Source organism: Pseudomonas sp. D8002 (genome assembly GCF_013385695.1).
Classification (GTDB): Bacteria; Pseudomonadota; Gammaproteobacteria; order Pseudomonadales; family Pseudomonadaceae; genus Aquipseudomonas.
Genome location: NZ_JACAPM010000032.1, coordinates 307571 through 318963 on the forward strand (window position 1 = coordinate 307571; position 11393 = coordinate 318963).

At 61.9% G+C, this 11393-nt stretch carries 12 protein-coding genes; 8 read left to right on the forward strand and 4 right to left on the reverse strand.

Annotated features, from left to right (window positions below):
- Positions 1-36 precede the first annotated feature (36 nt).
- Positions 37-1179, forward strand: coding sequence for an MFS transporter (locus HX807_RS19460; RefSeq protein ID WP_008439423.1), 1143 nt, complete (start codon positions 37-39; stop codon positions 1177-1179).
- Between the two features lie 124 nt (positions 1180-1303).
- On the opposite strand, the gene HX807_RS19465 is transcribed toward HX807_RS19460, so the two are convergent.
- Positions 1304-2866, reverse strand: coding sequence for a phospholipase D family protein (locus tag HX807_RS19465; RefSeq protein ID WP_003208738.1), 1563 nt, complete (start codon positions 2864-2866; stop codon positions 1304-1306).
- A gap of 62 nt (positions 2867-2928) precedes the next feature.
- On the reverse strand, positions 2929-4353 hold the full coding sequence (locus HX807_RS19470; protein ID WP_008439421.1) for a PLP-dependent aminotransferase family protein: 1425 nt from the start codon (positions 4351-4353) through the stop codon (positions 2929-2931).
- Positions 4354-4518: 165 nt separating this feature from the next.
- On the opposite strand from HX807_RS19470, the gene HX807_RS19475 reads away from it, so the two are divergent.
- The gene (locus tag HX807_RS19475) at positions 4519-4755 is read left to right on the forward strand and encodes a DUF1127 domain-containing protein (RefSeq protein WP_023659297.1); all 237 of its coding nucleotides are present in this window, start codon (positions 4519-4521) and stop codon (positions 4753-4755) included.
- A gap of 1 nt (position 4756) precedes the next feature.
- On the opposite strand, the gene HX807_RS19480 is transcribed toward HX807_RS19475, so the two are convergent.
- On the reverse strand, positions 4757-6049 hold the full coding sequence (locus tag HX807_RS19480) for an FAD-binding oxidoreductase (RefSeq protein WP_177028058.1): 1293 nt from the start codon (positions 6047-6049) through the stop codon (positions 4757-4759).
- Between the two features lie 115 nt (positions 6050-6164).
- On the opposite strand from HX807_RS19480, the gene HX807_RS19485 reads away from it, so the two are divergent.
- Entirely contained in the window at positions 6165-6518 is a 354-nt protein-coding gene (locus HX807_RS19485) for a YkgJ family cysteine cluster protein (RefSeq protein ID WP_003208747.1), read from the forward strand.
- A 129-nt stretch (positions 6519-6647) separates the two neighbouring features.
- On the opposite strand, the gene HX807_RS19490 is transcribed toward HX807_RS19485, so the two are convergent.
- Entirely contained in the window at positions 6648-7136 is a 489-nt protein-coding gene (locus tag HX807_RS19490; RefSeq protein ID WP_003206849.1) for an Lrp/AsnC ligand binding domain-containing protein, read from the reverse strand.
- 156 nt (positions 7137-7292) lie between these two features.
- Here HX807_RS19490 and dadA point away from each other — a divergent pair, with 156 nt between their 5' ends.
- From dadA to HX807_RS19515, 5 genes are all read left to right on the forward strand, one after another.
- Positions 7293-8594, forward strand: a complete 1302-nt coding sequence (dadA, locus tag HX807_RS19495; RefSeq protein WP_003208750.1) for a D-amino acid dehydrogenase — start codon at positions 7293-7295, stop codon at positions 8592-8594.
- The gene (locus HX807_RS19500; protein WP_003208752.1) at positions 8566-8919 is read left to right on the forward strand and encodes a RidA family protein; all 354 of its coding nucleotides are present in this window, start codon (positions 8566-8568) and stop codon (positions 8917-8919) included. Before dadA ends, HX807_RS19500 begins: the two co-directional genes overlap by 29 nt.
- Positions 8920-8999: 80 nt before the next feature.
- Positions 9000-10076 (forward strand): alanine racemase, encoded by a 1077-nt coding sequence (gene alr, locus HX807_RS19505; protein WP_003208753.1) that lies wholly within the window; start codon positions 9000-9002, stop codon positions 10074-10076.
- A 116-nt stretch (positions 10077-10192) separates the two neighbouring features.
- Positions 10193-10741 (forward strand): cupin domain-containing protein, encoded by a 549-nt coding sequence (locus tag HX807_RS19510; protein ID WP_003208755.1) that lies wholly within the window; start codon positions 10193-10195, stop codon positions 10739-10741.
- A 182-nt stretch (positions 10742-10923) separates the two neighbouring features.
- The gene (locus tag HX807_RS19515) at positions 10924-11340 is read left to right on the forward strand and encodes a cytochrome c5 family protein (RefSeq protein WP_003208757.1); all 417 of its coding nucleotides are present in this window, start codon (positions 10924-10926) and stop codon (positions 11338-11340) included.
- The last annotated feature ends 53 nt before the right edge of the window (positions 11341-11393 follow it).

Genomic DNA, 11393 nt, shown 5'->3' on the forward strand with positions numbered 1-11393 from the left:
TTGTGTGATCTCCAAATCATCCACAGGAGCGTGGAAATGCGTTGGGCGACCTATTTCGCCGTGTTGGCGTCGGTCTTGAGCGTGGGCCTGGCCTTGGGCGTGAGCATGCCGCTGGTGTCCCTGCGCCTGGAAAGCTGGGGCTATGGCAGCTTCGCCATCGGAGTCATGGCGGCGATGCCGGCCTTCGGTGTGCTGCTGGGTGCCAAGGTCTCCAGCGGCCTGGCCTCGCGCCTGGGCACGGCGAACCTGATGCGCCTGTGCCTGTGGGCGGGGGCGATTTCCATCGGCTTGCTGGCGGTATTGCCCAGCTACCCGGTATGGCTGGTGTTGCGGCTGATGATCGGGGTGATCCTGACCATCGTGTTTATCCTCGGCGAAAGCTGGATCAACCAACTGGTGATCGAACGCTGGCGCGGCCGTCTGGTGGCGCTGTATGGCTGCAGCTATGCCTTGAGCCAGCTGTCGGGCCCGTTGCTGCTGGGCGCGCTGGGTACGGACAACGATATTGGCTTCTGGGTGGGTGTCGGCCTGCTGACGTGCTCGCCGATCCTGCTGCTGGGCCGTTCCGGTGCGCCGACTGCCGAGTCTTTCAGCGTGACCTTTGGCGACCTGCTGCGCTTCTGCCAGGGTTTGCCGGCGATTGCCTGGGCGGTGGCGTTGTTCGCCGCGTTCGAGGCGATGATTCTGACGCTGTTGCCGGTGTATTGCCTGCAACAGGGTTTCACCGCCGAGATTGCTCTGGCGATGGTCAGCACGGTGGTGGTCGGTGATGCGTTGCTGCAACTGCCGATTGGCGCGCTGGCGGACTACCTGCCTCGGCGCACGCTGTTTCTCGGCTGCGCGCTGATGCTGCTGGTGACGAGCCTGGCGATTCCGCTATTGCTCGATACGCTGCTGATCTGGCCGGTGTGGGTGCTGTTCGGGGCCAGCGCCGGCGGGTTGTTCACCCTGTCGCTGATCCTGATTGGCGAGCGCTACCGCGACGACGCGCTGGTGCGCGCCAATGCGCATATCGCGCAGCTGTGGGGCATTGGCTGCCTGATCGGCCCGCTGGTGGCCGGTGCCGGCAGCCAGTGGATCAGCGGGCATGCGTTGCCGTTGTTGATGGCGGCGGGGGCGTTGGGGTTGGTGATCCTGTTGCTGCGCCAAGGTGCATTCGGCGCCACACAACCCGCCTGAACTTGAAATGCGATCACCTGTGGGAGCCGGGCTTGCCCGCGATGGCGGAGTGTCAGCACCGGATACGTAAACTGACACTCCGCCATCGCAGGCAAGCCAGCTCCCACAGGTCCCGTCGCTGTTCTTAAAGCATGCGTTCCAGCCCGACGGATGTAGCAAACCAGGCATTGAACCGGCGCCACCAACTGCCGGGTTCGCGGGTCAGGGTGTGCAGTTGGCCGTTGTCTTCGGTCACCCATACCACCTGGCCATCCTGCAGCTTCGCCTGATAGCTCAACGGGGGCGCCATGCCCTCCAGTGCCAGGTTGCGCACGTGTTCCGCCAGTTCGGGACTGTCCACCAGCACCCCGACTTCGGTGTTCCACAGCACCGAGCGCGGGTCGAAGTTGAATGAGCCGATGAAGGATTTCTCCCGATCAAAGATGATCGCCTTGCTGTGCAGGCTGGAATCCGAACCGTGGAATGTACCTTTGCGGAACAGATGAGGTCCGCTGCCGCCACCGTCTCCCGGCTGGCGACGCAACTCGTATAGCTTCACCCCGTGTTCCAGCAGCGCCTTGCGATAGGGCGCATAACCGCCGTGCACGGCCGGTACGTCGGTGGCTTCCAGGGAATTGGTCAGCAGGCTTACCGATACGCCGGCGTCCGCGCGACCGGTCAGGTACACCAGCCCGGGCTGCCCGGGCACGAAGTAAGCCGAAATCATCATCAGCTCATGGCTGACACCTTCCAACTCCGGCGCCAGTTGGGTCGTCAGCAGCAGCCGTGGATCCGGATCGGCCTTGGCCAGCACCTTGCTCGGCGCATCCCACAGTGCCTGGTTCCAGGCCCAGATCAGCTCACGGCGCCAGATGTCCATGCGCGGCTGGGTCTTGTAGGTGCGCAGGCGGTTGTACAGGGCATGGTTTTGTTGGCGAGACTCGGCAAGGGAATCTTCCAGGCGTACGCGGGCGCTGGCCAGGTCGCCTTTGGAAGCGCTGCTGACGAAGTCACCAATGGGTTTGCTCAGGGCACTGTTCCAGTACTGATCGAAACTGTGGCCCAGTTGCTCGGCCACCGGGCCCACGCTGAGCATGTCGATATCGGTGAAGTTGAGGTTGGGCTCGGCGTCGAAATACTCATCCCCCAGGTTGCGCCCGCCGACGATGGCCACGCTGTTGTCTGCCAGCCACAGCTTGTTGTGCATGCGCCGGTGTTGCAGCGACAGGTCGAACAGCCGCGCCATGGCCCGCGTCACGCCGGTGCTGCGGCCCAGGTGCAGCGGGTTGAACAGGCGAATCTGGATCTGCGGGTGGGCGGCGAGGGTGGCGATGATCTGGTCCAGGCCGTCGCTGGTGGTGTCGTCCAGCAGGATGCGCACGCGCACGCCACGGTCGGCGGCCTTGAGCAGTTCATCCACGAGCATGCGGGTGCTGATGCCGTCGTGGACGATGTAGTACTGCAAGTCGAGGCTGGTCTGGGCGTTGCGGATCAGTTCGGCGCGGGCCATGAAGGCTTCGCTGCTGTTGGGCAGCAGGCGGAACCCGGAGCGGCCTTTGTAGGGAGCGGCCTGGGCCTGGATCGAGCGGCCGAAGGAAGATTCGCTGGCCGGCAGCGCCTCGCTGGGTGTGCGTGGCGCGTCGATGGTGGCGCAGCCGCCCAGGGCCAGGATGCCCAGCAGGAAAAACGGTAATAGCCGGTGGGTCATCAATGACATGGGTTCCGAATCAGGGCGATTGTCGGCATATGACGGCTATTTCCCGTAAAAGGTCAGTCCATCGCTTCGGCCAGCAACCGGATGGCGGTCGCGCCGACCTTGCGTACAGCCTCTTCAATCTGCGGCGTTGGTTTGGCAGCGTAGTTCATGCGCAGGCAGTTCCTGTACTTGCCGGAGGCGGAAAAGATACTTCCCACTGCAATCTGTACACCTTCATCCACCAGCAGCCGGTTGAGTTTCAGGGTATCGAAGCCTTCCGGCAGTTCCACCCACAGCATGAAACTGCCCTGGGGGCGGCTGGCGCGGGTGCCCGCCGGGAAATAGCGGCTGACCCAATCGAGCATCAGGTCGCGATTGCGCTGGTATTGCGTGCGCATCCGCCGCAAATGTGGCTCGAAATGTCCACCTTTCAGAAACTCGGCAATTGCGATCTGCGGCTGGGTCGCGGTGGAGCCGGTGCTGATGTATTTCATGTGCAGCACACGCTCCAGATAGCGACCGGGTGCGACCCAGCCAATCCGCAGGCCGGGTGCGAGGGTCTTCGAGAAAGAGCTGCACAGTACGACGCGGCCATCTTCGTCGAAGGACTTGATGGTGCGTGGGCGCGGGTAGCTGTAGGCCAGTTCGCCATACACGTCGTCTTCGATGATCGCCACGTCAAAGCGCTGGGCCAGGGTCAGCAGTGCGCGTTTGCGCGACTCCGGCATGATGTAGCCCAGTGGGTTGTTGCAGTTGGGGGTCAACTGTATGACTTTGATCGGCCATTGTTCCAGTGCCAGTTCCAGCGCTTCCAGGCTGATACCGGTGAGTGGGTCGGTGGGGATTTCCAGGGCTTTCATGCCCAGGCCCTTCAGTGTTTGCATGGCGCCGTGGAAGCTTGGCGAGTCGACGGCAACGATGTCGCCGGGCTCGCAAATGGCGTGGATGCTGGCAGACAGGGCCTCGTGGCAGCCGGTGGTGATCACCAGGTCCTGGGGCGTCAGTTGGCAGCCTGAGTCGAGCATCAGGCGGGCAATCTGTTCACGCAGGTCCAGGTTGCCGTGGATAGTGTCGTAATACAGCCCCGGCATGTCCTGGCGCCGACTGATCCGAGCGAGGCTGCGTAGCAGGGGTTTCATGGTCGGCGACAATACATCCGGCATGCCCCGGCCCAACTGTATGGCGTCTTTGCGTGGCACCGCGCGGATCAGCTCCAGCACTTGGTCCCACTGGGAAATTTCCACCGGGCGCTGGGCCGGGCGGCCTACGGCGGGCAATGCCGGCAAGTCGCGGCCCACCGGTACGAAGTAGCCGGATTTGGGTTTGGGCATCGCCAGGCCGTTGTCTTCCAGTACGCGGTAGGCCTGCTGCACGGTGCTCAGGCTGACCCCATGCTCCACACTCAAGGCCCGAACTGACGGCAATCTGTCGCCCGGGCGATAGAAGCCCTGCTCGATGCGCGTGCCCAACAGTTCGGCGAGGTTGACGTATAGGGTCATGGCGGTGCTTCCCGGTTACCAGTACAGATAGGCTGAAAATACAGGATTCAGCGGCCGATAGGCAGTATCTGTATGGATTTAATACAGGGTGGTTGAATCTGTCATGGTTTTACGCGCCGGCTCATCCTACGTACTCATGGCAACACGTTAATGAGGGGCAGGAAAATGAGCGGTATGAGCGATGTGCGGTTGGCGTTACACAGTCAGGAACTGGAAGCCGGGCAGGAGCGGCGCATGGCGGCGCGTACCAAGGCCCCCACACTCAGTTCATGGGCGTTGTTCTGGCACCGCATGCATACGCGCAAAACCTTGCTGGAGCTGACCCCCGAGCAACTGCGAGACGTGGGCCTGAGTGCCGAGCAGGCGCGCCGGGAAGGCTTGAAGCCCTTCTGGCGCGGCTGATTCAGACCAGTTCTTTCAATCGGTGCCAGAGCATTCCCAGCGCCAGCAGCGGCGAGCGCAAATGCTTGCCGCCCGGGAAAGTGATGTGCGGCACCTTGGCAAACAGATCAAAGCGCCCGCTTTGCTGGCCGCTGATGGCTTCGCCCAACAGTTTGCCTGCCAGGTGGGTGGCGTTGAGGCCATGGCCGGCATAGGCCTGGGCGAAATACACATTGGGCTGGTCGGCCAGTCGGCCAATCTGCGGCAGGCGGTTGGCGCCAATGCCGATCATCCCGCCCCACTGGTAGTCGATTTTCACGTTGGCCAGTTGTGGGAACACCTGCAGCATTTTCGGACGCATATAGGCACCGATGTCCTTCGGATCCCGTCCGGAGTAATGGCAGGCACCGCCGAACAGCAAGCGTCGGTCGGCTGACAGCCGGAAGTAATCCACCGTCACCCGCTGGTCACACACCGCCATGTTTTGCGGCAGCAACTCGGCTGCCTGGGCTTCGCTCAAGGGCTCGGTGGCGATGATGTAGCTGCCGGCGGGCAGCACCTTGCCGCTCAGATGCGGGTTGAGGCCGTTCAAATAAGCATTGCAGCCCAGCACCAGGGTCTTGGCGCGCACATTGCCCTGGGCGGTGTGTACGTTGACCTCCGGGCCGTAATCGATCCGCACCGCCTCGGAATGCTCGAACAACTGGACGCCCAACTGCTGTGCAGCGGCTGCCTCGCCGAGAGCGAGGTTCAGCGGGTGCAGGTGGCCGGAGCCCATGTCGATCATGCCGCCAACATAGCGGTTGGAACCGATCACGCTGCGCATTTCACCCGCTTGCAGCAGGCGCACTTCGTGGCGATAACCGAGGCTTCGCAGCTCTTCGGCGTCGGCGGCCAGGTGTTCCAGGTCGCGGGGTTTGTTGGCCAGGTCGCAGTAGCCCCAGGTCAGGTCGCAGGCGATCTGCGAACGTTCGACCCGCTGCCGTACGATTTCCACGGCTTCCAGGCCCATCAATTTCATCTGGCGCACGCCCTCGGTGCCGATGACGTTGGTGAACTGATCCAGGCCATGACCGACGCCACGAATCAGTTGCCCGCCATTACGCCCGCTGGCGCCCCAGGCAATCTTGCGGGCTTCCAGCAGGACCACGCTGAAACCCCGTTCAGCCAGTTCCAGAGCGGTGTTGAGCCCCGAAAAGCCGCCGCCGACCACGCACACATCGGCCACGATTTCACCTGTCAGCACCGGATAATCAGGCTGCGGGAAACTGCTGGCGGCGTAGTAGGAATTGGCGTGCCGGGCGCTGGCGGTCATGGGGAGCATCCCTGTTTGGAAAATTTGACGCAGGATACAGCGGTCGGGCGAAGCTGTCTCACCGGGGGCTTTTAGGGCAGAATCCACGCCTATTCGCCGTTCGGTCCCTGTGTCGATGAGTTGCAACAGTCAGAAAGTCAACGCGCTGCGCCGGCAGATTCCCTCGTTCGAGTGTGTCCCGGGTTGCCACGACTGCTGTGGGCCGGTGACCACGTCCCCCGAGGAAATGTCGCGCCTGCCGCGCAAGACCGCTGCCGAGCAGGAAGCGGCGATGGACGAACTCAACTGCGTGCACCTTGGCCCCAATGGCTGCACCGTGTACGACGAGCGCCCGCTGATTTGCCGCTTGTTCGGCACCACGCCGACCTTGCCATGCCCCAACGACCGCCGCCCGGTGGAGCTGATCCACCCACGGGTGGAAAAGCAGATTCACGCGTACATGGCGTCGACGCGTCAGGTATTGGTCTAGCGGATGTCCCCGATCAACTAGTGTGGGAGCGGGCTTGCTCGCGAATGCGGTGGATCAGTCAATACAACAGGTGACTGACACTCCGCATTCGCGAGCAAGCCCGCTCTCACATTGGCCTGTGGTGCTGTGTTAATCCGGGATCGGCAGGTTCAGGCTCTCTTTCACCTCTTCCATCACGATATAGCTCTTGGATTCCCTTACGTGGGGCAGCTTGAGCAGGATATCGCCGAGCAATTTGCGGTACGACGCCATCTCCGAGATGCGCGCCTTCACCAGGTAGTCGAAGTCCCCTGACACCAGGTGGCACTCCAGCACGTGAGGCAGTTTCAGCACGGCGCGTCGGAATTCTTCAAAGGTGTCGCCGGACTTGTAGTCGAGGCTGATCTCGACAAACACCAGCAGGCTGCCCTTCAGATGCTGCGGGTTGAGCCGGGCGTTGTAGCCCATGATGATCCCTTCGCGCTCCAGGCGCCGGACCCGCTCGGTGCACGGCGTGGTCGACAGCCCGACCTTTTCCCCCAGTTCAGTAAACGAAATTCGCCCGTCGGCCTGCAGGATGCGCAGGATGTTGCGGTCGATCTTGTCCAGCTCCCGCTTGGTCTGAGTGTTGGTCCGCATAGGGGATGCTCCTCCGTGAAAAGGGTTTTTGCCGAGAATTGTCGCCAAATATAGGCAGTTATATAGTGAAATGCACTGGTGATTGCTTTTTATACTGCCCACATCTTTGTGCTGAACAACAAACGTCAGCGGTCAAGCCGTGATGAGGGAATAAAAATGCGCGTTCTGGTCTTGGGTAGCGGTGTCATTGGCGTGGCCAGTGCCTACTATTTGGCACGAGCTGGTTTTGAAGTGGTCGTGGTCGACCGTCAGCCGGCTGTGGCCATGGAGACCAGTTTCGCCAACGCCGGGCAGATCTCGCCAGGCTACGCCTCGCCATGGGCTGCGCCGGGTGTGCCGCTCAAGGCCATCAAGTGGCTGCTGGAGCGCCACGCGCCCCTGGCGATCAAGGCCACCGCCGATATCGACCAGTACCTGTGGATGGCGCAGATGCTGCGCAACTGCACCGCCAGCCGTTATGCGGTGAACAAGGAGCGTATGGTGCGCCTGTCCGAATACAGCCGCGATTGCATCGACGAGCTGCGTGCCGAGACCGGCATCGCCTACGAAGGGCGCACTTTGGGGACTACCCAACTGTTCCGTACGCAGGCTCAGCTGGACGGTGCTGCCAAGGACATCGCGGTATTGAAAGAGTCCGGTGTGCCTTACGAGCTGCTGGACCGCGCCGGGATTGCCCGCGTCGAGCCGGCCCTGGCGAGCGTCACCGATATTCTTGCCGGTGCCCTGCGCCTGCCGAACGACCAAACCGGCGACTGTCAGATGTTTACCACCCGCCTTGCCGACATGTGCAAGCAACTGGGTGTCGAATTCCGCTTCGAGCAAGATATCCAGCGCCTGGACTACGCCGGTGACCGGATCAACGGCGTGTGGATCGACGGCAAGCTGGAAACTGCCGACCGCTACGTGCTGGCCCTCGGCAGCTACTCGCCGAAATTGCTCAAGCCGCTGGGAATCAAGGCGCCGGTGTACCCGCTCAAGGGTTACTCGATGACCGTGCCGATCACCAACCCGGCGATGGCCCCGACCTCGACCATTCTCGATGAGACCTACAAGGTCGCGATCACCCGTTTCGACAACCGTATTCGCGTCGGTGGCATGGCTGAGATAGCCGGTTTTGACCTGTCGCTGAACCCGCGTCGGCGGGAAACCCTGGAGATGATCGTCAACGACCTTTATCCTCAGGGCGGTGATTTGAGCCAGGCCAGTTTCTGGACCGGCCTGCGGCCGACCACGCCAGACGGCACGCCGATTGTCGGTGCTACCCCGTTCAAAAACCTGTTCCTGAACACCGGCCACGGCACCCTCGGTTGGACCATGGCCTGTGGCTCTGGTCGTTTGCTGGCCGATTTGATGGCGAAGAAAACCCCGCAGATCAGTGCCGAAGGCCTCGATATTTCCCGTTATGGCAACCACCAGGAGTCCGCAAAACATGTCAATCCAGCGCCAGCTCACCAATGAGCGCATGAGCCAGATCGTTGTTCACAGCGGTACCGTGTATCTGGCAGGGCAGGTCGGCGACGACATGAGTGCCGGGATTGAACAGCAGACCCGCGAAACCCTCGTCAACATCGAGCGTTTGCTGGACCTGGCCGGTACCGACAAGACCAAGTTGCTGTCGGTGACCATCTACCTGAAAGACATTGACGCCGATTTCGCCGGGATGAACGCGGTATGGGACAAGTGGCTGCCAAAAGGCGTCGCGCCGGCCCGTGCCACGGTTGAAGCGAAACTCTGCGAACCGGAAATCCTGGTGGAGCTGTCGGTTGTGGCCGCTCTGCCGTAAGCAAAAAATCCTCTCCCGGTGCCTGCGTTGTCAGCGGGTACCGGTTTTTTCTTCCCACCGCCGCCTAGAAGCCTGCCGCCATGCGTCCTGCCCGTGCCCTGATCGACCTCCAAGCCCTGCGCCATAACTACCAACTGGCCCGTGAAGTCACGGGTGGGGCCAAGGCCCTCGCCGTGATCAAGGCCGATGCCTACGGCCACGGTGCCGTGCGTGTTGCCCAGGCGCTGGAAGCCGAGGCGGACGGGTTTGCCGTGGCCTGCATCGAGGAAGCGCTGGAGCTGCGGGCCGCCGGGATTCGCGGGCCGGTGCTGTTGCTCGAAGGTTTTTTCGAAGCCGACGAGCTGCCGCTGATCATCGAGCATGATTTCTGGTGCGTGGTGCATTCGCTGTGGCAGCTGGACGCGATTGAACAGGCGCAACTCAGCAAGCCGCTGACCGTCTGGCTCAAGCTTGATTCGGGCATGCACCGCGTTGGCTTGCACCCCAAGGATTATCACGACGCTTACCAGCGCCTGCTGGCCAGCGGCAAAGTCGCGAAGATCGTGCTGATGAGCCACTTCGCCCGCGCCGATGAGCTGGACAGCACCAGCAGCGAAGAGCAAGTAGCGGTGTTTGAAGCGGCGCGCCAGGGCTTGTCGGCCCAGGTCAGCCTGCGCAACTCGCCGTCGGTGCTGGGCTGGCCGAACGTTTCCAGTGACTGGGTACGCCCGGGCATCATGCTCTACGGCGCCACGCCGTTTGGCGAAGGCCAGGCCATCGCCGCGCGTTTGCAGCCGGTGATGACCCTCGAATCGAAAGTCATCTGCGTACGTGAACTGCCGGCCGGCGAACCTGTGGGCTACGGCGCCAGGTTCATTACCCCGAAACCGATGCGCATCGGGGTAGTTGCCATGGGCTACGCCGACGGCTACCCGCGCCACGCACCCACCGGCACCCCGGTGCTGGTGGCCGGCCAGCGCAGCCAGTTGCTGGGCCGTGTGTCGATGGACATGCTGTGTGTCGACCTGACCGACGTGCCCCAGGCCGGGCTCGGTTCCACCGTCGAATTGTGGGGCAAAAACATCCTCGCCAGTGACGTTGCCACCGCCGCCGACACCATTCCGTACCAGATCTTCTGCAACCTGCGCCGAGTGCCACGGCTCTATTCCGGCGCTTGAGCGGCACCCACGAATGGCAGATCCCGGGATTTAGGCCAAAGTGTTGTAAATACTGAACGCTGTCGCCATGATAACGCTCAATTACAACAACGCCTGAATCCTAGGAGGCTCCTGCATTGGACGTCGGCGAACGACTGCAATCCATCCGTAAACTGAAAGGTCTTTCCCAGCGTGAGCTAGCCAAGCGCGCGGGCGTCACCAACAGCACCATTTCGATGATCGAAAAAAACAGTGTCAGCCCCTCCATCAGCTCCTTGCGCAAGGTGCTGGGCGGCATTCCCATGTCGATGGTGGAGTTCTTTTCCGAGGAGATCCTCCAGGAAAAACCGACCCAGATCGTCTATAAAGCCAATGAGCTGATCGATATCTCCGACGGCGCCGTCACCATGAAACTGGTGGGCCGCGCGCATCCGAGCCGGGCGATTGCGTTCCTCAACGAGATCTACCCGCCAGGTGCTGATACCGGCGAAGAGATGCTCACCCACGAGGGCGAGGAAACCGGGATCCTGGTGGAAGGTCGCCTGGAGCTGGTGGTCGGCCTTGAAACTTTTGTGCTCGAAGCCGGCGATAGCTACTACTTTGAAAGCACCAAGCCGCACCGTTTTCGCAATCCGTTCGAAGTGCCGGCGCGACTAATCAGCGCAGCCACACCCGCGAACTTTTAAGAAAAGAGGCGTCCTGCCTATGTCGCAGAGACGCCCGTAGCAGCATTCTGCCTTGCTGAATCTCCCCTTGGTTAATAGGGTTGTTTCGGCGGGGCGGGCTAACCGTTATACTTTCGCCGCCTGCGAAACCGTGGCCGCAGGCGTGAATAGCCACCATTGAGGGTGAACGCGTGAACCTAATTATGAAAATGCTGGCTGCACCAGCAACCGTACTGGCCCTATGGGCTGTCAGCGCTCAAGCTGCGACCAATGATGAAATTGCCAAGCGCCTGGAGCCTGTAGGCCAGGTGTGCGTCCAGGGGCAAGAGTGCAAGGGGATGGAAGTGGCAGTGGCTGCGGGCGGCGGCGGCGGTGCGAAATCGCCGGATGACGTAATCGCCAAGCACTGCAACGCTTGCCACGGTACCGGCCTGTTGGGCGCACCGAAAATCGGTGACACCGCCGCCTGGAAAGACCGCGCGGACCATCAGGGTGGCCTCGATGGCCTGCTGGCCAAGGCCATTACCGGCTTGAACGCCATGCCGCCAAAAGGCACCTGCGCCGATTGCTCGGATGCCGAGCTTAAAGGCGCGATCGAGAAGATGTCGGGGCTGAAATAAACCGATCTTCGCCAAAAGAGCCGCTGACCAGCGGCTTTTTTGTGCCCGCGATT

Coding starts and splice junctions, on each gene's coding strand:
- HX807_RS19480 (WP_177028058.1), bottom strand. CDS start 6,049: ATGACCGCCAGCGCCCGGCACGCCAATTCCTACTACGCCGCCAGCAGT.
- HX807_RS19490 (WP_003206849.1), bottom strand. CDS start 7,136: ATGCGGACCAACACTCAGACCAAGCGGGAGCTGGACAAGATCGACCGC.
- HX807_RS19470 (WP_008439421.1), bottom strand. CDS start 4,353: ATGACCCTATACGTCAACCTCGCCGAACTGTTGGGCACGCGCATCGAG.
- HX807_RS19485 (WP_003208747.1), top strand. CDS start 6,165: ATGAGTTGCAACAGTCAGAAAGTCAACGCGCTGCGCCGGCAGATTCCC.
- HX807_RS19515 (WP_003208757.1), top strand. CDS start 10,924: ATGAAAATGCTGGCTGCACCAGCAACCGTACTGGCCCTATGGGCTGTC.
- dadA (WP_003208750.1), top strand. CDS start 7,293: ATGCGCGTTCTGGTCTTGGGTAGCGGTGTCATTGGCGTGGCCAGTGCC.
- HX807_RS19465 (WP_003208738.1), bottom strand. CDS start 2,866: ATGACCCACCGGCTATTACCGTTTTTCCTGCTGGGCATCCTGGCCCTG.
- HX807_RS19460 (WP_008439423.1), top strand. CDS start 37: ATGCGTTGGGCGACCTATTTCGCCGTGTTGGCGTCGGTCTTGAGCGTG.
- alr (WP_003208753.1), top strand. CDS start 9,000: ATGCGTCCTGCCCGTGCCCTGATCGACCTCCAAGCCCTGCGCCATAAC.
- HX807_RS19500 (WP_003208752.1), top strand. CDS start 8,566: ATGTCAATCCAGCGCCAGCTCACCAATGAGCGCATGAGCCAGATCGTT.
- HX807_RS19475 (WP_023659297.1), top strand. CDS start 4,519: ATGAGCGGTATGAGCGATGTGCGGTTGGCGTTACACAGTCAGGAACTG.